21 protein-coding genes are annotated in these 23,613 nt (G+C 67.5%); 14 read left to right on the top strand and 7 right to left on the bottom strand.

The features are described from left to right. Positions 1-15 precede the first annotated feature (15 nt). The 6 genes from OXS27_RS26970 to OXS27_RS26945 all read left to right on the top strand — a co-directional run bounded on the left by OXS27_RS26970 (position 16) and on the right by OXS27_RS26945 (position 6,773). Positions 16-1,197, top strand: coding sequence for a patatin-like phospholipase family protein (locus OXS27_RS26970; RefSeq protein WP_267360255.1), 1,182 nt, complete (start codon positions 16-18; stop codon positions 1,195-1,197). Between the two features lie 736 nt (positions 1,198-1,933). Beyond that, a complete protein-coding gene (locus OXS27_RS26965) occupies positions 1,934-2,452 on the top strand; it encodes a DUF1993 domain-containing protein (protein ID WP_267360253.1) in 519 nt (172 codons plus the stop codon). 529 nt (positions 2,453-2,981) lie between these two features. Further along, positions 2,982-3,692, top strand: a complete 711-nt coding sequence (locus tag OXS27_RS26960; RefSeq protein WP_243920199.1) for a TIGR04282 family arsenosugar biosynthesis glycosyltransferase — start codon at positions 2,982-2,984, stop codon at positions 3,690-3,692. Beyond that, positions 3,689-4,984, top strand: a complete 1,296-nt coding sequence (locus OXS27_RS26955; RefSeq protein WP_267360251.1) for a hypothetical protein — start codon at positions 3,689-3,691, stop codon at positions 4,982-4,984. The genes OXS27_RS26960 and OXS27_RS26955 overlap by 4 nt, the downstream gene beginning before the upstream one ends. After that, the gene (locus OXS27_RS26950) at positions 4,981-6,054 is read left to right on the top strand and encodes a radical SAM protein (RefSeq protein WP_267360249.1); all 1,074 of its coding nucleotides are present in this window, start codon (positions 4,981-4,983) and stop codon (positions 6,052-6,054) included. Before OXS27_RS26955 ends, OXS27_RS26950 begins: the two co-directional genes overlap by 4 nt. Then, entirely contained in the window at positions 6,051-6,773 is a 723-nt protein-coding gene (locus OXS27_RS26945) for a glycosyltransferase family 2 protein (protein WP_267360246.1), read from the top strand. Before OXS27_RS26950 ends, OXS27_RS26945 begins: the two co-directional genes overlap by 4 nt. Before the next feature lie 11 nt (positions 6,774-6,784). Here the strand turns inward: OXS27_RS26945 and OXS27_RS26940 are convergent, their stop codons facing one another. The 4 genes from OXS27_RS26940 to OXS27_RS26925 are packed head-to-tail and all read right to left on the bottom strand — an operon-like array spanning position 6,785 to position 10,632. Further along, a complete protein-coding gene (locus OXS27_RS26940; RefSeq protein ID WP_243920192.1) occupies positions 6,785-7,447 on the bottom strand; it encodes a DoxX family protein in 663 nt (220 codons plus the stop codon). Positions 7,448-7,491: 44 nt separating this feature from the next. Next, positions 7,492-9,051: an ABC transporter permease gene (locus tag OXS27_RS26935; protein WP_267360243.1), complete on the bottom strand. Its 1,560-nt coding sequence runs from the start codon at positions 9,049-9,051 to the stop codon at positions 7,492-7,494. Further along, positions 9,048-9,734 (bottom strand): ATP-binding cassette domain-containing protein, encoded by a 687-nt coding sequence (locus tag OXS27_RS26930; RefSeq protein ID WP_243920189.1) that lies wholly within the window; start codon positions 9,732-9,734, stop codon positions 9,048-9,050. The genes OXS27_RS26935 and OXS27_RS26930 overlap by 4 nt, the downstream gene beginning before the upstream one ends. Positions 9,735-9,747: 13 nt before the next feature. Next, the gene (locus OXS27_RS26925; protein ID WP_267360239.1) at positions 9,748-10,632 is read right to left on the bottom strand and encodes a putative selenate ABC transporter substrate-binding protein; all 885 of its coding nucleotides are present in this window, start codon (positions 10,630-10,632) and stop codon (positions 9,748-9,750) included. A gap of 381 nt (positions 10,633-11,013) precedes the next feature. Here OXS27_RS26925 and OXS27_RS26920 point away from each other — a divergent pair, with 381 nt between their 5' ends. From OXS27_RS26920 to OXS27_RS26905, 4 genes are read left to right on the top strand one after another with little or no spacing between them, the layout of a single operon-like run. Beyond that, entirely contained in the window at positions 11,014-12,084 is a 1,071-nt protein-coding gene (locus OXS27_RS26920; RefSeq protein WP_267360237.1) for a radical SAM protein, read from the top strand. Continuing rightward, entirely contained in the window at positions 12,077-12,874 is a 798-nt protein-coding gene (locus tag OXS27_RS26915; protein ID WP_267360235.1) for a TIGR01459 family HAD-type hydrolase, read from the top strand. The genes OXS27_RS26920 and OXS27_RS26915 overlap by 8 nt, the downstream gene beginning before the upstream one ends. A 51-nt stretch (positions 12,875-12,925) precedes the next feature. Beyond that, positions 12,926-13,975 (top strand): selenide, water dikinase SelD, encoded by a 1,050-nt coding sequence (selD, locus tag OXS27_RS26910; protein ID WP_267360233.1) that lies wholly within the window; start codon positions 12,926-12,928, stop codon positions 13,973-13,975. Positions 13,976-13,983: 8 nt separating this feature from the next. Continuing rightward, positions 13,984-14,784 (top strand): nucleoside phosphorylase, encoded by an 801-nt coding sequence (locus OXS27_RS26905; protein ID WP_267360231.1) that lies wholly within the window; start codon positions 13,984-13,986, stop codon positions 14,782-14,784. Here OXS27_RS26905 and senA read toward each other — a convergent pair. Next, complete coding sequence (gene senA / locus OXS27_RS26900) at positions 14,781-16,085, bottom strand: selenoneine synthase SenA (protein WP_267360229.1); 1,305 nt, start codon at positions 16,083-16,085, stop codon at positions 14,781-14,783. The two genes, OXS27_RS26905 and senA, sit on opposite strands and share 4 nt — an antisense overlap. Positions 16,086-16,112: 27 nt before the next feature. Here senA and senB point away from each other — a divergent pair, with 27 nt between their 5' ends. After that, complete coding sequence (gene senB / locus OXS27_RS26895) at positions 16,113-17,066, top strand: selenoneine biosynthesis selenosugar synthase SenB (RefSeq protein WP_267360227.1); 954 nt, start codon at positions 16,113-16,115, stop codon at positions 17,064-17,066. A 203-nt stretch (positions 17,067-17,269) separates the two neighbouring features. Here senB and OXS27_RS26890 read toward each other — a convergent pair whose 3' ends face one another. After that, complete coding sequence (locus tag OXS27_RS26890; protein WP_267360225.1) at positions 17,270-17,902, bottom strand: tyrosine-type recombinase/integrase; 633 nt, start codon at positions 17,900-17,902, stop codon at positions 17,270-17,272. A gap of 279 nt (positions 17,903-18,181) precedes the next feature. Beyond that, complete coding sequence (locus OXS27_RS26885; protein WP_267360223.1) at positions 18,182-18,904, bottom strand: SDR family oxidoreductase; 723 nt, start codon at positions 18,902-18,904, stop codon at positions 18,182-18,184. A gap of 106 nt (positions 18,905-19,010) precedes the next feature. Between OXS27_RS26885 and OXS27_RS26880 the strand changes: the two genes are divergently transcribed. From OXS27_RS26880 to OXS27_RS26870, 3 genes are all read left to right on the top strand, one after another. Continuing rightward, positions 19,011-19,994: a LysR family transcriptional regulator gene (locus OXS27_RS26880; RefSeq protein WP_243920205.1), complete on the top strand. Its 984-nt coding sequence runs from the start codon at positions 19,011-19,013 to the stop codon at positions 19,992-19,994. Positions 19,995-20,474: 480 nt separating this feature from the next. Beyond that, on the top strand, positions 20,475-22,163 hold the full coding sequence (locus OXS27_RS26875; protein WP_267360221.1) for a methyl-accepting chemotaxis protein: 1,689 nt from the start codon (positions 20,475-20,477) through the stop codon (positions 22,161-22,163). A gap of 369 nt (positions 22,164-22,532) precedes the next feature. Next, the coding region (locus OXS27_RS26870) for a PAS domain S-box protein (protein ID WP_267360219.1) at positions 22,533-23,613 on the top strand (1,081 nt) is incomplete at its 3' end.

The raw sequence follows: 23,613 nt of genomic DNA, 5'->3' as shown, positions 1-23,613 counted from the left end.
CAGGAGGTCCTCATTTTGCAGGATGGCGATCCGGTTGGCGCAGCCGTCCATTCCGGGTTCGAAAGGCGGCGGGATTCTCATCTCTTCGGGCCTGGCCCCAAACGCATCCTCGCGCTGAACGGGGGTGGGGTCAGGGGCGCGATCACTCTCGCCTTTCTTGAGGAGATTGAGGCCACGATCGAACGGATCGAAGGGCGCGCAGTCCGCCTCTGTGACTGGTTCGACCTGATCGCGGGGACATCGACGGGTGCCATCATCGCTTCCGCCCTAGCCCTTGGCTACCGGGCCGCCGAGGTTCGGGCGCTCTACGAGCGGATCGCCCCCCGCATTTTCCGCCATTCCCCGTTCCGGATCCTCGGGTTGCAGGCGAAATTCGACGCCAAGGCTCTGAGGACCGAACTCGCGGCCGTGATCGGCGACCGGAGACTGGATACTACGGATCTTCAGACTGGTCTCTGCCTCGTCCTCAAGCGCATGGATACCGGTAGCAGCTGGATCCTAGCCAATAATCCGCGCTCGACGTACTGGGATACTCCGGCGGACCGGTCCTTCATCGGAAACCGGCATCTCGATCTCGCGAAGATCGTGCGCGCGAGCACCGCGGCCCCCCATTATTTCGCTCCCGAGTTGATCGAGGTCGTCGCCGGAATGCCCGGCGGCTTGTTTCTCGATGGCGGGCTAACGCCGCATAACAACCCCTCCTTGGCGGCTCTGATGGTGGCCCACCTGCCGGCCTACGGACTGAACTGGGCGCTGGGACCGGATCAACTGACAGTTGTTTCGATCGGCACCGGCTCGTTTCGCCCCCAGCTGTCGGTCCGGCAGGCCCGGCGCTCGGGTGCCATCGGTCTTGCTGTCAAGGCCTTGGCTGCGCAGATTGCAGATGCCGAGCTGTTGACGTTGACATTGATGACGTGGCTTGGCGCGTCGCCGGTTCCATGGCCGATCAATTCCGAGATTGGCGATCTCGGTCCGATCATACCACCGTTCGGCCATCTGTTCCGCTTCCTGCGCTACGACATCCAACTCGAGCAACGGTGGCTCAAGGAACACCTTGATTGCGATCTCGATCCGGTCGAGATCGCGCGTCTTCACCGAATGGACGACTCTGCCAACATCCCGAGAGTCTACACTCTAGGACAGCGCGCCGCCGCCCGGCTGATCAAGCGGGAACACTGGGAGGCGACCGGCTCCTGAGGACAGTACGCAATCGCCACAAATTGTCTGGATTCCTCAGATCTCGCGAGGATGGAGTTATGACGAAGCGAACCTCATCTTTGTCCCCTCACGTCCCCGAGCTTCAGCGGGCCAGCGAGATCCTACGCCAGGCAACGGCGGCTGTTGCCCAGGCGGGGTTCGGCCGTCGATTCTGGTCATAATCGCCTTCATCGACGGGCATCGTGCGCTTCCACGACACGCGGGAGGCCAGTCCGCGCGGTTATTGGCTGAGACTAAGCCCAACACATTGCTGATGACCGCGCCTCGGCGCGTGCACGCGGCCACCTTTGAGGTCTACAACGCCTCGAAGGTCTGTCGCGCGGTCCCTGAATCGATTCCGGACGAGGCGGCGTCGTGATCTCAAGCCGGCGGTGTCAGCCTGAGCGGACGAACTGCGTAACGGGTTCTGTCTGCTTTTGGGACGCTGGAAAGAACCGTTTAATGGCCGGGATGGGCGCAAAGCCGAACGTCCGGTTCTGCGCGCAATGGCGATCCAGCGTGACGTAGTCTGGCCGAAAGCAGCCAGTCCGCTTCGGAGCAGGCTCGCCACAAAAGCGGACGGCCTCCTATCGACCCAACCCAGCCGCCCGAACCGCTCCCGTCGCTTCTCCAAAGCGGATGTTCGTCGGCGATTTGGCAACTTCGTTAGACGCAGCCATAGGCGGTGTGCGCTTTCTCACCGAGTCTTTGAAAGCAGGTGCTTTAGCCAGCTCGGATGAGCATCAGCATCCACGACGTCAGCGTCCCCGTCTTCGTTAACGCGCTTCGCAATATGAGCACGTGGCTCGACAAGGCGGCATCGGAAAAGCCGGAAGCCGAGTTGCTCATCCGGCGGCTGGCTCCGGACATGAGGCCACTGCCTGCCCAGTACCAAATGGCGTCCGACAGTGCGAAGAACGCGGTGGCGCGGCTCGCCGGGATCGAAGCGCCCTCGATGCCCGACGTCGAGGCGACCTTCGCCGATCTCAAGGAGCGCTGTGCCAGAACGATTGCCTTCGTTGAAGGCATTGATCCGGCGGCGTTGGCTTCAGGCGCGGAGCGGGAAGTCGAACTGAAGTTTCCGAACGGCATGGGATACCGCTTCAGCGGGCAGGCCTATCTCACCGGCTTCGCGCTTCCGAACTTCTTCTTCCACGTGACCACAGCCTACGGGATCCTCCGCGGCGCTGGAGTGAGCCTCGGCAAGCCGGATTTTCTCCAGCATCTCGGGCCGCCGAACATTCACGCCGCGTAGTAGTCGCTCCGGCTCCCCCGAAGTCCAAAGCCGACCTGCCGGATCAGGTGAACGCGCGCATGACGCGTTCTCCGCGGCAGTTTCTGTGTGGTGGACCGAGCCAAACCGCTGCGGGTGCGTGCTGGGTGCGGCGGAGTGTGACCAAGTAAATGATGCAGGATCTCGCAGTCCGCTCTCATGCCTCATTTGCGCGTAAGCAAACGGTCAGAAATCCACCCAACCTAGACGTTTACCGGTTACAACTGACGCGACCGGCGTTGGCCGAAAGCGGCTGGTCCGCTTCCGCGTGCCGCCATGGCAAGAGCGGAGAGCCCTTCTCCCGGAGGCTTGCCCTCCACTAAGCGTCAGGTCTGCGCGGGCTTCGAATGGCCCGGTGCAGGCATCCCGCAGACCCTCAACAGCCGCGAGAGCCACACCCGATCGGACTTTGTGATTTGGCTTTCCAGCAACAATTTGCTCTCCCTTTGCTGCGGACGCATCGTCCGATCACAGCTTCGGGCGCGCGGCGCTGCGCCGACATGGGGGATGCATGACGGCAGCGCTCGGGATCATGTGCAAGGCCCCGCGCCCCGGTCTGACCAAAACGCGCCTTGCCGCACGCCTCGGTCCGGAGAAGGCAGCCCATCTCTCTGCCTGTTTCCTGGCGGATGTCGCCGGTGTCGTGCTCGCGGTCCCCGAGGTCCTGGGACGGCAGGGATACGGCATCTATGCGCCCGCGGGATCGGAAGCTGAGCTCGCTGCCATCCTGCCGCCCGCCTTCCGCCTGCTGCTTCAGGAAGGATCCGATTTCGGGGTCATCCTCGGAACAGCCGTGCGTCGTCTGCTGATTGAGCAGGCGCACGACTGTGTCGTGCTAATCAACGCCGACTCGCCGACCCTGCCCGCATCGCTGCTCTCGGACACGATCGTCTCCCTGCGACGGTCCGGGGACCGCGTGGTGCTGGGGCCCGCCATCGACGGCGGCTACACGCATATCGGGCTGAAGGCCGATCATCCCGAACTTTTCGCCGGCATCCCGTGGAGCACAGACGCAGTGCTGGCCCGTACGCTGGAGCAGGCTGCCGGCATCGGCTTGGAGGCCGAGGTGCTCCCCCGTTGGTACGACATCGACGACGCGGGGACATTCCACCTCCTGCAGGACGAGATCGCGGGAATCCCGCCGGCTTTCGCCGCGGACGGCCTCGTCGGGGGTCAGGCGCCCGCGACGCGCGCGCTGCTGACCCAATGGCGTGACGCGTGAGCCCTGTCCGTCGCCTGACGGCCCTCGGCATCGCCGGAACCGTGCTGATCGGGCTCGGCATGCCGCTTCTTCGGGGCTTCGGCGACGATGCGTTACTGGCGCTCGCCTGCGCCGGCGGCGTGATCGCCGCACTGGCCGCGCGCATGGACGACCTCACGGGACCCCGAGCGCTCGCCATCATTGTCGGCGCCGGCCTCGCAATGCGGCTCCTCGCGCTGTCCGCGCCGCCGATCCTGTCGACCGACATCTTCCGCTACGTCTGGGACGGGCTTGTGCAGGGCGCCGGGATCAACCCCTACCGCTATGTCCCGGCCGACCCGGCGCTAACATTCCTGCGCGACGCGCAGGTCTATCCGTTCATTAACCGCGCCGACTACGCGGTGACCATCTACCCCCCGGTGGCCCAGGCGTTCTTCCTCCTCGTCACCCGCATCTCGGCGAGCCCGCTTGCGATCAAGGTCGCCCTCGTGGCGTGCGAGGGCATGACGATCGTCGCCCTGATCGGTCTGCTGCGCCTCACGGGAAAATCGGAGGCCCGCGTCGCAGCCTACGCTTGGCACCCGCTCCCGGTCTGGGAGATCGCGGGCCAGGGCCATGTCGACGGCTTGATGATCGCGCTGATGATGCTCGGCCTGTGGCTGGCGCTGGCCGTCGGCCGCCGTTACGCGGGCGCGACATCGGTGGTGCTGGCGGCGCTGGCCAAGCCGTTCGCCCTAATCGCGCTGCCCGGCCTGTGGCGACCCTGGGACTGGCGGATGGTCGCCCTCGTGCCGATCGTGATCGCGCTCGCCTATCTGCCCTACCTGTCCGTCGGGAGGGGCGTGCTCGGCTTCCTCGCCACGGGCTACGCCGCCGAGCAGGGCCTGTCCTCGGGCTCGGGCTTCACGCTGCTGCGGATCTGGCGGCAGTCGGCCGGCATGTGGCCTCACGACACCCAGATCTACCTGATCCTGTGCCTGATGACCCTGGCGGCGCTGGCGCTGCGCACCGGGTTCCGGAGGGTCCGGACACCGGAGTGGAGCCTGCGCGACATCAATTGCTCGATCGTGACGTTACTCTTCCTGCTCTCGCCCGAATTCCCATGGTACTTCCTTATGGCCGTGCCATTTTTAAGTGTCGCTGCCACGCTTCCGGGTTGGGTCCTCACGGTGGGAGGCTTCATGCTCTACGACGTCGTTCCTGGCGATCCGCAGCTCTCCTATGACGCCCGCTCAGCGATCCTCGCCGCCTTGGTGGCGGCCGCAGCGCTGGTGCAGGTTGGAATCTGCCGCCGTTCCGGGCTCATCCGATGACCACCGCCACGCAACCAGCCGCCCCGGCCTTCGACCCGCGCCGCTACCACGAGGCGGCGCCGCAGACAGTCGAGACCGTCGTCGAGCGCATGCCGGTCTGCCTCTATCTGGAGGTGACGAACCGCTGCAACCTGCTCTGCACCACCTGTCCGCGCACCTATGTCGAGCTCGAACCGCCGGCCGATATGAGCTGGGCGCTGTTCACCTCCATCGTCGATCAGGTGCCGGATCTCAGCCGCGCCGTGCTCCACGGGGTCGGCGAGCCGATGTTGGTCAAGGACCTGCCCCGCATGGTCCGCTACCTCAAGGATCGCGGAACCTACGTCCTGTTCAACACCAACGGCACGGTGCTGTCGGAGAAGAACGGGCGGGCCCTGATCGAGGCCGGCCTGGATGAACTGCGCGTCTCGCTCGATGCCTCGACGCGGGCCTCCTACATCACGGTACGCGGCAAGGACTATTTCGAGCGGATCCTGAAGAACGTCCGGGCCTTCCGGGCGCTGCAGGAGCGCGAGGGCCACGCGAAGCCGCGGGTCTCAGCTTGGCTCACCGGCCTCAAGGAGACCCTGCCGGAGCTGCCCGCCTTCGTGCGGGTGGCGGCCGAGGCCGGCGTGAAGGAGGTCTACCTCCAGCGGCTCGTCTATTTCGCGGACGACGCCCTCGGCATGGCGCGGCCCGATCAGGCCCTCTACGAGCGCATGGAGGCGGACGAGGCCCATTACCTTACCGAGGCCGAGGCGGTCGCGCGCGCGCTTGGGCTCACCTTCTCGGCCTCGGGGGCGGCGAGCGAGCCGGGGATGAGCCTCCGTCGCGACGCGGACGGTTCGCCCTGGTCGCTCTGTCGCCGGCCCTGGAACGTGATGTACGTCACCGCCAACGGCCGGGCGCTGCCATGCTGCATCGCGCCGTTCTCGCAGCGCGGCTACGAGAACTACACCCTCGGCGATGCCACGCAGGAGACCCTGCGGGAGATCTGGAACGGCCCGGCCTACGCGGATTTCCGGGCCGCCCTTCTTTCAGACACGCCGCCGCAGGCCTGCGGTAATTGTGGGCTCCGCTGGAGCCTATGACCGCAGCATCCTTCGTCACGGCCGTCGTGCCCTGCCTCGACGAGGAGACCGCGATCGGCGGCGTCGTCGCGGGGCTTCTGGCGAACGGGGCCGACGCGGTCCTCGTCGTCGATGGCGGCTCGCGGGACGCCACTCGGGAGCGGGCCGCCGCTGCGGGCGGGCGCGTGATCCTCGAGCGCCGCCGCGGCTACGGACGGGCGATCCAGACCGGGATCGCCGCGCTGCCGCCGGAGACCGCCATCGTCCTGTTCGTCGACGGCGACGGCAGCGACCGGCTCGATCGCGTCCCGGCCCTCCTCGATCCGATCCGCGCGGGCCAGGCGGACTTCGTGCAGGGCTCCCGGATCCGCGGCGACCGCGAGCCGGACGCCATGAGCCCCCAGCAGATCGTCGCCGGGCACCTCGCGGGCTGGCTGCTGCGGCTCACCTACGGCGCCCGCTTCACCGACATGTCGCCCTACCGGGCGATCCGCCGCGACGCGCTGGAGCGCCTCGGCATGCGGGACGAGACCTATGGCTGGAACCTCGAGATGCTGATGCGCGCCGCCGCGGCGGGCCTACGCTGCGCGGAGGTCGACGTCGGGCAGCGCCCGCGGCAGGGCGGCGCCTCGAAGGTCTCGGGGGACTGGCGGGTGGGGATGCGCGCCGCCTGGGTCATCGGCACGACCTTCCTGCGCCTCGCCCGCGCCCTGTCCCGCGAGGGGCGCCGGTCCGGCTGACGCGCCGCCCCTCAGGTCGCGACGCGGACCAAGCTGGCGGCCCATCCGAAGGTGAGGCCGGGCGGGTACCGGCGGCGCAGCGCGGCGTCGAGGCCGAGACTGCGGCCCGCCGCGAAGACGCTGAACAGGGCCATGAGGCCGCCGAGGAAGACGTAGGTCCACGGCCATTCCTGCGGGTGCAGGTAGAGGCCGAGCCAGAGCTGCGCCACGAACGCGACGCCGATCGCCCCGATGACCCGGACGCCGAGCCCGAGCAGCAGCGAGACCGCGAAGGTCAGCTCCGTGACAAACACCAGCACGTCCAGAATGTAGAACGCCGGCGTCGGCAGCAGCACGCTCTGCACGAACTCCCGGTGGATCGCGAAGGCGGCGTTCGTCACCTCCTCGCCGGTCCAGTAGTACAGCCCGTTCTCGGTGGAGAAGAGCGGCAGCTTCCAGAGCATGCCCTGGAACCACATGCCGCCGATCAGGGCGCGCAGCGCCCACAGGGTGACGTCGCGGCCCGTCCGCTGGGCCGGGTCCTCGATCCATTCCCGGATCGCGATGACGATGCTGGCCAGGACCAGCAATGCGAAGCCGCCGGCGACCAGCCAGCGCCCCCAACCGAGGGCGATCTCGTCGCTCTGCTGCCCGATCAAGAACAGCCACGTGTCGGTGAAGGGGTCCGTCCGCATCGCATCGATCCTCTCAAGGGCTGCGTCTCAAGGGCTGCGCGCCGTCAGGTACAGGCCGCCCGCAACGGCGGGTCAGCCGCGGACCCGTGCAGGGGTTTGGAGAGCCGTGTCGGCAGGTCGGTGAGGCGCAGCGAGCGGCGCAGGGCCCGGGACAGGGCATCGACCAGCGCGGTCAGGAGCGCCGTGGCAACAATCAGCACCACGGCGACGTCCAGGCGCATCTCGGAGATCGCGGCATCGACGTAGAAGCCGAGCGTCGCGACCCCGAGGATGCCGAAGATCGCGCTCTCGCGCAGGATCAGCTCCCAGCGATACAGCAGGTAGGCCAGGAACTGACCGTAGAGCCGGGGCAGCGTCTCGTAGCTGTACAGATTCAGGCCGGACGGGGCGTCGGGGCGGTAGGCGAGGTCGTCGGCGTGGCGGCCCATGAGGTAGCCGACGATGCCGGCATTGTGGATCGTCAGCGCCAGGATCGCCGGCAGCATCGACGGGCCGAGCAGCTGCAGCAGCACGTAGGCCAGCATGTATTCCGGCGTCGAGCGTACGATCACCAGCAGGACCCGCCCGAACGGCTGCCCGACCGGCCCGGCGAAGCGACGGGAGGCAAGGGGGAACAGGATGAGCGCGCCGAGGCCGGTCGCGACCAGCGCGATCTGGGCGAGCACCAGGGTCTGGAGGGCGCCGGGCAGGATCTGCTCCGTGACGATCGGCCGAAGCCAGAGCCCGAACCGGCCCCAGGTCGCCGGGTCGAGGACGGCGCCGGACCGGAGCGGGCTCGGCACGATGTCGTGGCCGAGGAAGCGGCCGAGGCTCGTCAGCCAGTCGGTCGTCCCGATGGTCTTGGGCAGGGCGAGGACGCTGCCCACGAGCAGGACCGGCAGGGTCGAGAGGCGCATCCAGAGGCGGCGGGAGCCGATCAGGACGTAGAAGATCAGCAGCAGGGCGCCCGCCTCGGCGTAGCGGCCCTGCCGGAAGGCGGATTCGAGATAGAAGCCCATTGTGGGCAGGCCGATGAAGCCGAGCACCAGGGTCGAGCGCATCGCGCATTCGAACCGGTAGAGCGTGTAGTGCCGGAACGCCGCGGCGACCTCCGGCAGGCGGGCGTAGGCGAACGCCGAGAGGGCGCCGGTCCCCGCCGGCAGGACGCGCAGGGCGGAGAGATCCGCCTCCTCGATGATCTCCGAATAAACCTTGGCGCAGATGCCCGCATAGGGCAGCGCGATGGCCAGGATGCCGGTGGTCGCCGACAGGCCGAATACCTGCGTCAGCAGCAGCGCCCAGAACAGTTCGTGGACCGAGCGCAGGCCGGCGCAGACGAGCCGCACGCTCCGGGACCTAGCGAACGGTATGGCGAGCATGAAGCCGGCGCCGGCCCCGATCGTCACCCCGAGCATCGCGAAGGCGACGGTGTAGACGACGCACCAGATCTCCACCGACGGGAAATCCGGGTGGATCAGGCCGGCGAGCAGGCGCCGCAGGTCGGCCCAGGGGTGAAGGCTGGTGACGGCGAGGTCGGCCAGCAGAAGCGCCGCCGCCGCGCCGCCGACGAACCAGCGGGTCGCCGCGGCGTAGCCCCGGCCGGCCGTCACGCGCAGGACGTTCATGCGGCCTGCCCATAGAACGGGACGAGGGCCGCCTCGTCCAGGTCGCGGGCGGGCGCGTCGAGAACGATCCGGCCCGCATCGAGCACGATGATCCGGTCCGTGTGCGCCAGCGCCAGGGCGATGTCGTGAAGCGCCAGAACGAGGGTCTGGTGGCGGGCGGCCATCCGCTCCAGGATCACGCCACCCTGCCTGCGGTCCAGGGCCGAGACCGGCTCGTCGCCGATCAGGATCGGGCGCCCGTTGTAGAGCGCCCGCGCGACCGAGACGCGCTGCTGCTGGCCGCCCGACAGCGCCCCGGCCTTGGCTCGGACCGCGTCAGCGAGTCCGACCTCCCCGAGGATCCCACTTACCTCCGCGAGATCGGCGCGGGCCGGGAACGCCAGGGTTCGCAGGTTGTGCAGGGTCGAGCGCCGGTCGAGACGGCCCATGTAGACGTTGTGGAACACCGAGAGCGTCCGCACCAGGGCCGCTGCCTGCGGGATCAGGGCCACCCGCGGCTGGACCTGGGCGTGGATCAGCCCGAGCAGGGTGGACTTCCCCGCGCCGGATCGACCCATCAGCGCGATGCGCTCGCCCGCCCGGACGGTGAGGTCCACGCCGAACAGGACGGGCTTGCCGTCATAGGCCGCCGTTGCGCTCGACAGAACGATTTCGGCTTCGGCTTCGGTTCGGGGCGGGCTCACGATAGCGCGCGGCTCAATCCAACAGGCCCGTGGATTTCGCAACGCGCTCCACCGGCTCGTAGGCGGCGTTGGTCACCGGAATGAACTTCGAGCGCGCGAAGGGCGCCAGGATCGCCGGGTCGGTGATGCCGACCAGCGCTGCCTTGAGCCGCTCCGTGAACCCGGCCCCGTAGATCGCGTCGACATCGCCGCGCACGGTCCACTGATAATCCGGGAAAGGCGGGCTCTCCCAGATGATGCCGACCTCCTTCGGGTCGACCTTGCCGGCCTTGTTGTCGAGATCCCAGACCGAATAGTCCACCGCCCCGACCTCGAAGGCCCCGGACTGGACGAGCTGGATCGTGCGGCTGTGATCGCCGGAGAAACCGACCCGGGAAAACACCTCCTCGGGCGTCTTGCCCGGGAACGCCTCGCGGATGAAGTATTCCGGCATCAGCCGGCCCGAGGTCGAAGCCCGGGAGCCGAACGTTAAGGTCTTGCCGGCGATCGCTTTGGGAAAATCGGCCGTGCGCGTCAGGCCGGTCTTGGTGTTGGCGATGAGGTAGGTCTTGAACGCCGCGTCCTCGGCGCCCTGCGCGATCGCCTGCGCCCCGGGCGCGGCCTTGCGCGCCTGCACCCCGGTGAAGCCGCCGAACCACGCGAGTTGGACCTGCCCGTTCGTGAAGGCCGTGACCGCCGCCGGGTAGTTCTTCACCGGGAGGTACTTCACCGGCACGCCGAGCTTGCCCTCGAGGTAGGCGGCGACCTTGCCGAAGCGCTCGACGAGACGGCTCTCGTCCTGGTCGGGGATGCCCGTGAACACGAAGGTCGGCTTGTCACCCTGAGCGTCGGCGGCCTGGGGCAGCGCGAGGCAAGCCAACGCGCCCAGCAACGCCCGGCCCAATGTCCGTCTCCGCATCGAGAGCTCCCGTTCGAATTCCGACTGCGAACGACGCCATGCCGGCATCAATGTCCAATCAACTGACAGCTAGCCCATGTCTAGCGAAGCACTCAGCGAAGCCTGCTGATGGCTGTCGTTCGTCTCACCGCACCGTGCGGTTACCCATCGCGAAGTCGCGTCGCTGCGGCAATCGGCCCGGCGGGCGCTGTCACGACTTCGGCCTGTTCGACTTCGGCCCTGGCGGCTGTCCCGGTGTAGAGAGTGAAGTCCAGCCGCGGTGATCAATCTTGCTGAAGATGTGATGTTACCAATGCGGCTGGCCGTGCGAAGGACGCCATGACGCCCGAAATTAGGCGCCGATCGCCCGATGGTGCCTGTCCAGATCAGGCGAGAGGATTCATGGCCATGGACGCCGGGACGCCGCAGCCTCCGGAGCCGGACACCGTCGCCCCGACACCGTCATTCGCCTTGGGGGTCGGGCTCACCAACGAGTGCAATCTCGCCTGTTCCTTCTGCTACCGCGATCCCGATCGCCTGGACCGGCTCGGACCGGAACAGCTTCGGATGGTGCTCGACAGCCTGCCGGTGCGCTCGGTCAATCTGGGGACGGGCGAGAACGGGATGCACCCCCAGTTCCCGCGGCTACTCGATCTGCTCCGGGCCGAGCCGATCAAGCTCACGATCACGTCGAACGGGCACTCGATCGCCGTGATGGACGACGCGGCGGTGCAGGCCTTCGCCGACGTGGAATTCTCGATCGACTATCCCACCCGGGAGGAGCAGGACGCGCAGCGCGGGGTCGGCAACTGGGACCTCGTGATGGCGCAGGCCGCCCGTTGCCGGGCGCTGGGCGTCGGCGTCACCTTCATCGCCGTGATGATGCGGACCAATTTCGACCGGCTGCACGAGATCGCCGCCCTGGCTCGCGGCTTCGATGCGCCGCTGCGCATCAACGTCTATCAGGCGGTGCGTACGGACGCCTTCGCGCTCACCTACGCTGAATACTGGGACGGGTTCGTGCGCCTCTTCGCCGAGACCGACGTGATCGCCATCGGCGAGCCGCTCGTCCGGGCCATGGCGGGCCTCCCGGCGCGCCGGGGCGGATGCGGGGTCGGCACGGTGCGCGTCACGCCCCGTGCGACGGTGCAACCCTGCGTATACTGGGGTGGCGCCGGCCAAAGCCTCGAAACCCTACGTCAGGCCGGCAGCGCGATCGTCGCCACGGACCCCTTCGCGGCGGTTCGGGCCCTGCCAGAACCCTGCCGGGGCTGCGCCTACGAGGATTCCTGCCACGGAGGCTGCGCAGGGCGGCGGCGGCTGATGGAGCGGCTCGATCAGGTCGACCCGTACTGCCCGATCGTTCGTGGCGAGGTCCGGCCCCTGTCGGTCGTCATGGCCCCGGCCCGCGACCTGCCGAAACTCGAGAGCGCCTGCACGACGATCGTCCAGGCGCGGCCAGCCCGTGGCTGAGGCGCCCGCGGCGCTCGCCGGTCTGAGCTGGCTCGCGACGGCCTATGAAGTCATCCTGTGCGACGTCTTCGGCGTGCTCCACGACGCGGCGCGGGTCTTTCCCGCCGCCGCCGACGCGCTGACCGCCTTCCGGGCCGGCGGGGGCACGGTGATCCTGGTCTCGAACGCGGCCGAGCCCGGGATGCGTCTGGCGGAATCCCTCCGGACCCGCGGGATCCCGGACGTCTACGACGACCTCGTGACCGGAGCCGATGTCGCCCGAAGCCTCCTCGACGCGGCGGCTGTCCGGCGCGTTCATCACATCGGGCCGGCGCGCGACCGGGTCCTGTTCGAGGGGCTGCCGGTCACACCGGTCCCGGTGGACGCGGCCGAGCAGATCGTTTGCACGGGCTATCCGGAGTGCGACGACAACCTCGACGCGACCCTTGAAGCCGCGCTCCGGCGCGGCCAGCCCCTGCTCTGTACCAACCCCGACACGAGCCTGACGGTGGGCGCGACGCGCCTGCGCTTCGCCGGTCTCGTCGCCGAGCGCTACCGCGCTCTCGGGGGCCACGTCGTGGAGACCGGGAAGCCCGGTGCCCTGATCTATCGCCGCGCCCTGGACAAGGCTGCGAGCGTCCGCGGACAACCTGTCGCCCCCGCGCACGTCCTGGGGATCGGTGACACCGTCGCTCTCGACGTGGCGGGTGCACTGGGAAACGGCTTCGCAGCGCTCCAGATCGGAGCCGCGCAGCCCCCGCCGATAAACGCGTCCGACCGGCTATACCGGATGCCTGCGCTTGTCTGGTGACCGCGTGCCCGACACGTTCCGTCCCGGATCACGACACGAGAGGATTGATCGATGGATATGCCCCCGGTTCGTCTCACCAGCCTCGCCCATGGGGGCGGGTGCGGCTGCAAGCTCGATCCCGCAGTGCTGCGCACGCTCCTGGCCGACCAGCCGGTCGCCGGTCCCTTCGAACGCCTGCTGGTCGGCAACGAGACCGCCGACGATGCGGCAGTCTGGGCCCTGGACGACGGTACTTGCCTGATCGCCACCACGGACTTCTTCACGCCGATGGTGGACGACCCGCACGATTTCGGCCGGATCGCCGCCGCCAACGCCATCTCCGACGTCTACGCGATGGGCGGCAAGCCGATGCTGGCGCTGGCCATCCTGGGCATGCCGGTCGGTAAGATCGCCCCCGAGACCGTCGCCGAGATCCTGAAGGGCGGCGCGGCCACCTGCGCCGAGGCGGGCATTCCGATCGCGGGCGGCCACTCGATCGACACGCCCGAGCCGATCTACGGCCTGGCGGTGATCGGCTCGTGCGACCGTGCGCATCTGCGGCGCAACGCCGATGCCCGCACCGGCGACGTCGCCATCCTGACCAAGCCCCTCGGCGTCGGGATCTACTCGGCGGCGATCAAGCGGGAGGCCCTAGATGCCTCCGGCTACACGGATTTCGTCGCCACCACGACGCGCCTCAACAAGGTCGGAGCGGATCTGGCACGCGATCCGGAGGTCCACGCCATCACCGACATCACCGGCTTCGGCCTCCTGGGCCACGGCCTGGAACTCGCACGCGGCGCCGGCCTGACCTTCGTGATCGCCGGGGGCGGCATCCCGCTCCTGCCCCGGGCCGAGGCCCTGGCGCGGGAGGGCTTCGTCACCGGAGCCTCGCACCGGAACTGGGCGAGCTTCGGGGGGCAGGTTGCGCTCCCCGAGGGCCTGCCGGACTGGCGCCGGCACATCCTCACCGATCCCCAGACCTCCGGGGGCCTGCTCGTGACCTGCCCCCCCCCGCGGGCGGAAGCGATCCTGGCCCAATGCCGCGCCGCGGGCTTCGCGCAGGCGGCCGTGGTCGGGCGGTTCGAGGACGGCCCTGCCGCGATCCGCGTCGAGGCCTGACACCGCCCATGCCGCCGCACGAGCGCGCGATTGCCCCGATCCTGCATGACAAGGCACACGGAGAGGCCTCGACGTTCACGCCCGAGAATCTCCTCCGCGAGGCGCGCCGGCAACGCGGTCTCGGCGCAGGCCGAGTGCCGGCACTGTGCGTCCTCGACCCGGACGGCGACATCGTCCGCCACCTCTGCGCGACCGGGCGGGCCCGGCCCGATCCCGACTGGGCCTGCTACCACAGCACCCTGCACCGGTTCGAGGAATCCGGGCGCGCGATCGGCATCGTCGGCTGCGCGGTCGGCGCGCCCTTCGCCGTGCTGGTGGCCGAGCAGATGTTCGCCTCCGGCTGCGAACTCCTGATCAGCATCACCTCGTCCGGTCAGATTACGGCCCTGCGGGCGCCGCCCTATTTCATCCTCATCGAGGCGGCCCTTCGCGACGAGGGCACGAGCTACCATTACCTGCCGCCGGGCGAGTTCGTTGACGCGCCCCGGGCCTTGGTGGCGGCCGTGGCGCCCGGGCTGACGGGGATCGGCGAGCCCGTCGAACGGGGCGCCACTTGGACGACCGACGCCCCCTACCGGGAAACCGAACGGGCGATCGCGGCGGCCCGGGCGCGGGGCATCCTCGCAGTCGAGATGGAGGCGGCGGCCCTCTACGCGTTCGCGCAGGCGCGCGGCAAGGCCGTCCTGTGCTTCGCACACGTGACCAACCAGATGGGCCAGGCCGGCGATTTCGAGAAGGGCGAGGCCAACGGTGCGACGATGGCGCTCCGCCTCATCGCCGCCGTCGCGGCTGCTCGGGGCCCGATCTAGAGAGCCACGGTCCGGAAGCCGGCGAAAACGTCGCGGCGCTCCGGACCGAAGAAGTTGCGGTAGGCGGTATCGATCATCCGCGCGCGAGTCGCCCAAGCGCCGCCCCGCAGGACCTTGCGCGTCCCGAAGGCGGGCTCCGAATATTCCTTGTAGGCGTCCGGCGCGAAGCCGGGAAACGGGAGGAACGGGCTCGCCGTCCATTCCCAGACGTTGCCGAGCATCTGCCGGCAGCCCCAGGCACTGTCGCCCTGGGGGAAGGCCGCGACGTCGACACAGCCGAGATGTCCTCCATCGAGGTTGGCGTGCTGAGGAGTCGGCGCCCCATCCCCCCAGGGATAGATATGCTTGGTGCCGCTCAACGTGCCGTCGGATGCCGGCGTGCCGGCCGCGGCGGCCTCCCATTCGGCCTCGGTGGGCAGGCGTCGGCCCGCCCAGCGGCAATATGCGTTGGCCTCGTACCAGCTGACATGGACGACCGGCTGATCTGGAGCAAACGGCTCGTCCCGGTCGAACCTGCGGCAGGTCCAGTCGTCTCGCCCATGCCGCGTCCAGTAGACCGGGTGCTCGGCACCGCACCCGTCGCGCCACCGTGCGCCCTCGTCATCCCAGCAATCGGGATTCCGATAACCGCCATCCGCCACGAAGGCGGCGAACTCCCTGTTCGTCACCGGCGCGCGGGCGATGCGGAACGCCGCGACGGCCACGGGATGCGCCCATTTCTCGTTGTCGAAGACGAAGCCGCCGCCGGGTTCGGCGCCGAGTTGCCAGGTTCCCCCGCCGACCGCGACGTCGCCGGGCCAGGGACCTGTCCCCGTATTCTGCGCCGAGGCCGAGGTGGCGAAGGACGGCCGCGGGTAGCCCAGGGTCTGACGCGTGTAGGTGAAGGCCTCGTCGTGCATGTCCTCGTGGAAGGTGACGAGCTGGTAGAGCTCGGCTTCCTGCGCCGTCGGCTCGCGTCCGTCGAGCCGGCGGACGAGCGCCTCCTGCACGCGGGCCATGTAGGAGAGGGTGTCGGGCAGCTCCGGCAATGAGATCGACCAACGCGTCGCGTGGGGCACCCGCGCGGAATCGTAGAGTCCATCGGCTGTCGCCAGCCGGGGCGGCGCCCTGTCGAGGCCGCGCAGGATGAAATGTTCGTGAAACCAGGCGAGATGACCGATTTCCCACAAGAGGGGGTTCACGATCGCGCTCTGCGGGCCCATCAGGCGGTCCTGATCGAGGCCTGATACCAGTTCGAGCGTCCGCGCTCTGGCATCCTTAAGCATCGCCACGAGCTCGGCAGTCGAGGCCTGTGCGCTCATCAAACGTCCCGGAATCCTGTTGCAACCATGAGAATCAGCCTGATCACACCGGCGGCGAGAACGTCTCGTGCCGGCAATCGAACCACGGCGATGCGCTGGGCGCGCATCCTGGGTGAACTCGGTCACCAAGTCGACGTGTCAACAACCTACCTGGACGACGCCGACGTCGACATGATGCTGGCGCTTCACGGGTGGCGCAGCGCGCCGTCGATTGCGCGCTTCAAGGCGCGGTATCCGGATAGACCGCTCATCGTCGCCCTGACCGGTACGGATCTCTATCACTATCTGGCGGCCGACCCGGAGCCGACCCTGCGCTCGCTCGATCTGGCGGACTGCTTGATCGGCCTGCACGATGGCGTGCCCACCGCCCTCCCGGCGCGCCACCGCAGCAAGGTCGCGGTGGTCTACCAGTCTGCGACGGCGCGGGCGCATCGCTGGCCGGTCTCCGACGATGTGTTCGAGATTCTCGTCGTCGCGCATCTGCGTTCCGTCAAGGACCCGCTCTGCGCGGCCCGTGCGGCCCGGCGCCTGCCGGACAGATCCCGGATCCGGATCGTGCATCTCGGCGGTGCGCGGGATCAGATCTGGGCCGATCGGGCCCGGGAAGAGATGGCGCACAACCCGCGCTACCAGTGGCTCGGGGACCAGGCCGGCTCTCTGGTCCGGCGCTGGCTGACGCGGGCGCGGGTCATGGTCCTCAGTTCACAGCAGGAGGGTGGCGCGAACGTGGTGTCGGAAGCGGTTGTCGCCGGCTTGCCGATCCTCGCCACCGACATCCCTGGGACCCGAGGCCTCCTGGGCCCGGAGCATCCCGGTTATTTTCCGGTCGGGGACGATGCGGCCTTGGCCACGCTGCTCCTCCGGGCTGAAGAAGAGCCTCGTTTTCTGGAACACCTGCATGCGTTCGGTGCGGAGCGAGCAACGCTCTTCACCCCGGCCAGGGAGCGCGAAGCGCTTCATCGAATTGTCTCTCGCCTCTGAGTGACGCGCCCGACGTGATTGCGATTGGGCCACGGCTGCAACCCGTCGCAAGATTGCGTGCGCCTCGTCCCCGTCGAACATATGTTCAGTCGCCAGTGACCGCTTCCGTGATTTCCGCAAGGGGCATTGCATGTCGGCTGTGGGCGCATTGCTGCCGGACCAGTCTCGAAGCCCCTCGACGCAGAAGCCGAGGGGCCAGACGCCTAAAACTCAGTCCCTTCGGCCAGGGTCAGTGCATCCTCGACGTCGACACCGAGGTACCTGACCGTGCTCTCGATCTTGGTATGGCCGAGCAGGATCTGAACGGCACGCAGGTTGCCAGTCCGTTTGTAGATCAACGACGCCTTTGTGCGACGTAGCGAGTGGGTCCCGTAATCCTCGCTTCGCAGCCCGATGCCTGTGACCCACTCGTCGATCAAACGCGCATACTGCCGGGTGCTGATGTGCGTGACGCCGTCGAGCCTGCTCGGGAAGGCATAGTCGTCGAGCGTTCCGCCCCTGGCCTCCAGCCATGCCAGGATGCTGGTTCGTGCGGGTTCAAGCAATTCGAACTGCACTGGTCGGCCGGTCTTGCCCTGGATGACGATGGCGCGGCTACGAACGCGACTACCGCTGACGAGGTCGCCAATCCTGAGCTTGACGATGTCGCAGCCGCGCAGCTTGCTGTCGATGGCGAGGTCGAACATCGCCCGGTCGCGCGTGCGCCGTTCGCGGTCGAGCCAGAACCGGATGGCCCAGACCTGCTGAGGTTTGAGGGCGCGCTTGGCGCCGAGCTTGCGGCCGGCGTTCCAGGCCGGCCCTCCTTTCGTGGCGGGATCGTGTGCTGAGTGTCCCATCGTTTGTCTCCTCGCCGGCTCGTGCCGACAAGGCGAGGAGACACCCGGACCAAGGCTCTGGAGACTGAAGGCATATGCAGACGTTCCGCTGGCGACCCAATTCAGCCGCGTGAAGCGCTGTGGGCGCTTCCCATAAGTGGTCGTTCGTCAGCTATCCGGCCATTTCGGCTCGAGGTGCGTTCCAGGCCTTCAGCCAAACCGCCGGAATGACCGTTCGTCCACGACTGCTGCCGACGGTACGGAGCCGTCGGGATCGAACTTTTCCTCTGGGAGGTGATGTCACACTAGGCGGGCGCCCCCATCGATGTGCAGGGTCTCGCCGTTCATGAAGCCGTTGCTCATCAGAAAGACGACCGCCGCGCCTGCCTCCTCGGCCGTGCCCAGGCGGCGCTGCGGCAGCGTCTCGGTCAACGCGGCCACGTAGGCGTCGCGGTGGGCGCCGAGCGTGCGGGCCAGGAGCGGAGTGTCGGTGGTGCCCGGTGATAAGGTATTCACCCGTATCGGTGCCAGTTCGAGCGCGAGGCCGCGCGCGAACGCCTCCATGGCGGCAGAAGCAGCCGCCAACACGGCGGTGCCCTGGGCGCTGGGGCGGTCTGCCAGGGCGCCGGAGATGAAGGTCACGGAGCCGTCCTGCGCAAGTCGGCCGCCGAGGGCGCGCAGCGTGTGGACCGCTGCCCAGATCCGCTCATCGAAGGCTTGCTTCAGGTAGTCGACCTCGGCCTCGAGAACCTTTCCGGCCACGAACGTGCCGGCCAGCAGTACGAGGTGATCCACCTGCGGGATGTCGGCGAGCGCTGCAGCGATGGTCTCGGGCCGGGTCACGTCCGCCGCGCGCCAGCCGGCGAAGCCGCCCTCGGCCGCCACGCGCTCGGCGCCCTCGGCATTGAAGCCGACCACGATGACCTTGGCACCCGCGGCCTTAGCCTGCTGAGCGGCCGCCAGGCCGATGCCGAAGGTGCCCCCGAAGATAACGACGGTGCGATCCTTGAGAGTGCTGCTCATGACGATGATCCTTCTCGACGGTGCCGCTACGGCGCCTGTGGGAAGAAGAATGGATCATCGCTTCGAGCTTGATAATCAGGCTCGTCTTCGCTTCAATCTTGCCGTCATGGAACAGATCGGCCTCGACCGTCTCACTGGCATCATCGCCTTCGCGCGCTCGGCTTCGCTCGGCAGCTACACCGCCGCCGCACGCTCCCTAGGCATCTCGCCCTCGGCGGTGAGCAAGAGCGTGCAGCGGCTGGAGGAGCGGCTGGGCTTGAGTCTGTTCACCCGCACAACGCGCTCGCTGACCCTGACGCCCGAGGGCCGCGACCTGCACGAGCGGGCGCTCCGTCTACTGCGCGAGGCCGAGGAGATCGAGCAGGCCGCCGTGGCAGCGCGCTCCGAGCCTGCCGGCACCTTGAAGGTGACGGCGCCGTTCCCCGTTGGGGTGCATCTGCTGGCCCCGGCGCTGCCGCGCTTCCGCGAGCGTCACCCGAAGCTGTCCATCGACCTTCGCTTGGGCGACCGCTTCGTGGACCTGATCGAGGAAGGCATCGATGTCGCGATCCGGGTGGGCGAGCTAGCAGACACGCGCCTGATCTCCCGGCGTCTTGCGCCGCACTGGCTCTGCGCCTTCGCCTCGCCGGGCTACCTGCAGCGGCGCGGCACCCCGGGGCATCCGGACGATCTGGTTCGCCACGACTGCGTAAACTTTCGCTTCCAGAACACGGGCCAGGCTCTGCGCTGGCCGTTCCGGGTCGGCGGCCGTGCGGTCGAGATCACGCCGAACGCCGGCATCGTCACGGACTTCAGCGACGCCGTGGCGGCCGTCCTGGTGGCCGGCGGCGGCATCGGCATCTCACCCACCTACATCGCGGCCCCGTACGTCGAGCGGGGCTTGCTGGTGCCGGTTCTGCAGGAATTCGCCGTCGAGCGTTCCGTCATCACGGCGCTATGGCCGGAAAGCCGTCGCAGCAACCCGAACGTAAAAGCCTTCCTGGCTTTCCTCGGGGAGGTGTTTCCGTCCCCGGCGCCCTGGGACAGGCTGTTATCCGCAGGTGTCGGAGACAAGCAGGATGCCGGCTCGACGGGCGCGAGGCGCGCTTAAAGGGTCCCGACGAGCTGGCGTGATGGCCGCCTGAACGGCGTCCGCCTCTGTTCCAGAGCGGGGCTTCAAAAAGTCCGGGCTCAAGGCCCGAAAGGGTCGTGATCGGTACCAGCGGCGATGTCCGCTTCGATGCATCCGCTGTCTGGGAACGGGCAGGCAGAAAACCACCCCAAGCAGCCATTCGGCATCCGACTCGATCCGGTCGGCCCATACGTCTTTTGACAAATCCCCAAATCAGCCTGGTCGGCTCGACGAAGCGCTTTGCTCGTATGTCTAAAATCTTTCAAGTAAAATAGTAGATAAACGATTTTTGATACTAGATTTGCTCAAAAAATGCACATTATATATCACGAAAACGTGATCTCGACACGATAAAAACCAATCAGCCGATTAACCTGTTGCTGCCAGTGTCGAAAGCTCTGAATACTGGCGATTGCACGCGCGGCGCATCGCTTGGTCTCTCCCGCGATGAAATAATCGATGCGCTTCCATCTATCCCTCAAGGCGTCCCTCGCCTCAGCCTTCGCCTTTTTGGCCCTGATCACGGTCAGTCAAGGCATCCTCGCTATCATCCAGCTCTCGACCGTGCGTCATTCGGTGAATGAAGTCGCAACAAATTGGCTGCCATCCGTCGTCGCGATCAGTAGCGTCAGAGACGCCGCCGCTGATTTCAGGATCAGGCAATTGCGCCTGTTTGCACAGGCAGCTGGGACGGAGCCGAGCGAAATCAGGAAACAGCTCGAATTGGCTGACGAGAAGCTCACGAAATTGAGGGCGATCTACGAGCCTATGATCTCGTCAACGGAAGAGCGCAGTCTCTACGAAGCTTTCATGGCGAACTGGGTCCGCTATCAGGCGTTGGAGGCTGAGGCACTCCATCTGATTGACGGTCATCGGCCGAACGAAGCACTGGCCGTGATCAGCAAGCCTGAGACCGTCCAGATCTTCAATGAGATTCGCGACATACTGGGCCGTGATACCACCCTCAATCAAGGTGGCGCTCGAAACGATGCCGAAAGGGCATTGTCAGGGGCCGATGCCGCCACACTTGCTGCATACGTCGCCCTCGTACTGGCGATCATCGCTGCCGCGAGCGCCGCAGCATTCGGATTTCTGCGGATCTCCCGCCCGATCGAGACCATGACTGGGACCATGGCCCATCTCGCGGAGGGCGACGCTGCTATCGACGTTCCCTACCGCCAGCGTCGGGACGAGATCGGCGCGATGGCGACTGCCGTCCAGGTGTTTAAGGACAACCTGATCCGCACCCGCCAGCTCGAAGCGGAGACCGCCCAGGCGCGTTTGGCCGCCGAGGAACAGCGCAAGGCTGGCATGCGGCAGATGGCCGACGACTTCGAGGCCGCCGTCGGTGGCGTCATCGGCATGGTGTCGTCCTCCGCGACGGAGCTACAGGCCACCGCGCAGACCATGACCGCCACGGCGACGGAAACGGCCAGCCAGTCGACCACGGTGGCCGCGGCCGCCGAGGAGGCCGCCTCGAACGTCAACACCGTCGCCGCGGCCGCTGAGGAGCTCGGGTCCTCCGTTCAGGAGATCGGTCGGCAAGTGGCCGGCTCGGCGGATCTCGCCCGGACTGCTGTGACCGAAGCCGGCCAGACCGCCGCCCTCGTTCAGGAGCTGAGCGCCGCGGTCTCGCGCATCGGAGACGTTGTCACGATGATCTCTTCGATCGCTGGGCAGACGAACCTGCTGGCTCTGAACGCGACGATCGAAGCGGCGCGCGCTGGCGCAGCCGGGCGCGGCTTTGCCGTGGTGGCCTCTGAAGTGAAGGCGCTCGCTGAGCAGACTGCCAAGGCGACGGGCGAGATCTCGGGGCAGATCACCCAGATCCAGGCCTCGACCGGTCAAGCGGTCACCTCGATTGCCGGGATCACGGGGCGGATCCGCGAAATCAGCGGCGTTGCGACGTCGATTGCAGCGGCGGTCGAGGAACAGGGCGCGGCCACTCAGGAGATTGTCAGGAACGTCTCTCAGGCAGCGCAGGGGACTGGTGAGGTGACAAGCAACATCGCCGGCGTCGCGAGCGCGGCCGAGGACACCGGCGCCGCAGCGAGCCAAGTGCTCGGAGCGGCGTCGGAACTCTCGCGTCAATCAGAGCACCTTACGGCCGAGGTCGGGCGCTTCCTCGCCACCGTTCGCGCGGCCTGAGACGAACGCTCGAACGTCCGCTTCCGCGCCATGTTTAAGCGGAAGCGGACAGGCAGGAAACCACCCAACCCAGCCGTTCACCAGCGATCACCAAAGCGACCGGAACTAGCCGAAAGCCGCCGGTCTGCTTCGGAGGCCGGCTACCGGAAAAGCGGACAGCCTCCTATCGACCCAACTCAGCCGCCGAGAGCGCAGTCGGCGTTCTCCCGAAGCGGCCGTTCGTCAGTCGTTCGGCAACTTCACCTCGGAGGAGGGAGCGGCTGTTCATGTTGCGGCGGCAAGCGGACCAAGCGCCCTTTATCGGTCAGGGCCGCCGGACCTAATCTGGATCAGTTGACCGGATCGGCTGCGCCCGCCTCTTGGATGGGCATGACGCAGACCCATCCGGGATGGCCCCGCGGTGACGAAGAGATGGCCGCGCACATTCGCGCATTCGACTGGGCTGCGACGCCGCTCGGGCCGAGCGCCGCGTGGTCGGAGCGCCTCAGGGTCATGGTCGAGCAGGTACTCGCCAGCCCGCTTGTGTCGAGCCTCGTGTGCGGACCTGAGCGCGTCCTGATCTACAACGCCGCCGCCGCCAAGCTCTTCGGCGCGCGACACCCGACTGCTCTCGGTCGCCCGCTTCCCGAGACCTTCCCGGACGGCTGGGCAACGGTGGCGCCGTTCTACGAGCGCGCCTTCGCGGGCGAGGCCGTTCAAGTGGCAGGGCAGCCGCTCGACACGCGCGGCGAGGGCGAGGCGGCTGATGTTTTCGACGCGGTGCTGACACCCGTGTGCGAGGCGGACGAGCAAGTCGCTTTCGTCCACATGACGGGCTTCGAGATCGGCGTACGCTCGCGTGTAGAGGCTGCCTTGCGCGCGAGCGATGCGCGGCACCGCTTATTGATCGATAGTTGGGCGCAGGCGACATGGGAGACCGCCGCTGCGGGCTTTGTCGTGACCGACAGCCCGAGTTGGCGTGCCTACACCGGGCAGAACCGGGAGCAGTGGCTCGGCTACGGCTGGCTGAACGCAATTCATCCCGATGACCGCGCCAATGCCGAGCGGCAATGGCGAGAGGCCGTCGCGGTTCACGGGCTCGTCAACGCCGAGTTCCGCCTCCGTGCCCCCGATGGCGGATGGCGCATGACCAACGTCCGCGCGGCTCCCGTGCTCGATCAAAGAGGGAGCATCGAAAAGTGGGTCGGGATGAACATCGACATTGGCGAGCGTAAGCAAGCTGAGGAGGCGTTGCGCCAAAGCGAGGGACGACTGCAACTGGCGCTCGAAGCGACGGGACTGGTGGTATACGAGTGGGACTTGGTCAGCGACCACTTGACTACCAACGAGCGGTTCAGGGAGCTAATGGATATCGCACCGGACGAGACTGTCATCGGCGCACGCATCATGGAGAATTGCGTGCACTCAGACGACCGTCCGTGCGTCGATCCTGGTCTCGTCCGCGCGATGT

Origin of the sequence: Methylobacterium sp. GC_Met_3 (genome assembly GCF_026540775.1) — a bacterium.
In the GTDB taxonomy this organism is placed as follows: Bacteria; Pseudomonadota; Alphaproteobacteria; order Rhizobiales; family Beijerinckiaceae; genus Methylobacterium.
This window is presented reverse-complemented; position numbering and strand designations above follow the sequence as displayed.

Bases quoted from the DNA above. Each gene is read 5' to 3' on its own strand.
- OXS27_RS26965 (WP_267360253.1), top strand. From the start codon at position 1,934: ATGAGCATCAGCATCCACGACGTCAGCGTCCCCGTCTTCGTTAACGCG.
- OXS27_RS26960 (WP_243920199.1), top strand. From the start codon at position 2,982: ATGACGGCAGCGCTCGGGATCATGTGCAAGGCCCCGCGCCCCGGTCTG.
- OXS27_RS26950 (WP_267360249.1), top strand. From the start codon at position 4,981: ATGACCACCGCCACGCAACCAGCCGCCCCGGCCTTCGACCCGCGCCGC.
- OXS27_RS26945 (WP_267360246.1), top strand. From the start codon at position 6,051: ATGACCGCAGCATCCTTCGTCACGGCCGTCGTGCCCTGCCTCGACGAG.
- OXS27_RS26940 (WP_243920192.1), bottom strand. From the start codon at position 7,447: ATGCGGACGGACCCCTTCACCGACACGTGGCTGTTCTTGATCGGGCAG.
- OXS27_RS26935 (WP_267360243.1), bottom strand. From the start codon at position 9,051: ATGAACGTCCTGCGCGTGACGGCCGGCCGGGGCTACGCCGCGGCGACC.
- OXS27_RS26925 (WP_267360239.1), bottom strand. From the start codon at position 10,632: ATGCGGAGACGGACATTGGGCCGGGCGTTGCTGGGCGCGTTGGCTTGC.
- OXS27_RS26920 (WP_267360237.1), top strand. From the start codon at position 11,014: ATGGCCATGGACGCCGGGACGCCGCAGCCTCCGGAGCCGGACACCGTC.
- selD (WP_267360233.1), top strand. From the start codon at position 12,926: ATGGATATGCCCCCGGTTCGTCTCACCAGCCTCGCCCATGGGGGCGGG.
- OXS27_RS26905 (WP_267360231.1), top strand. From the start codon at position 13,984: ATGCCGCCGCACGAGCGCGCGATTGCCCCGATCCTGCATGACAAGGCA.
- senA (WP_267360229.1), bottom strand. From the start codon at position 16,085: ATGAGCGCACAGGCCTCGACTGCCGAGCTCGTGGCGATGCTTAAGGAT.
- senB (WP_267360227.1), top strand. From the start codon at position 16,113: ATGAGAATCAGCCTGATCACACCGGCGGCGAGAACGTCTCGTGCCGGC.
- OXS27_RS26890 (WP_267360225.1), bottom strand. From the start codon at position 17,902: ATGGGACACTCAGCACACGATCCCGCCACGAAAGGAGGGCCGGCCTGG.
- OXS27_RS26885 (WP_267360223.1), bottom strand. From the start codon at position 18,904: ATGAGCAGCACTCTCAAGGATCGCACCGTCGTTATCTTCGGGGGCACC.
- OXS27_RS26880 (WP_243920205.1), top strand. From the start codon at position 19,011: ATGGAACAGATCGGCCTCGACCGTCTCACTGGCATCATCGCCTTCGCG.
- OXS27_RS26875 (WP_267360221.1), top strand. From the start codon at position 20,475: ATGCGCTTCCATCTATCCCTCAAGGCGTCCCTCGCCTCAGCCTTCGCC.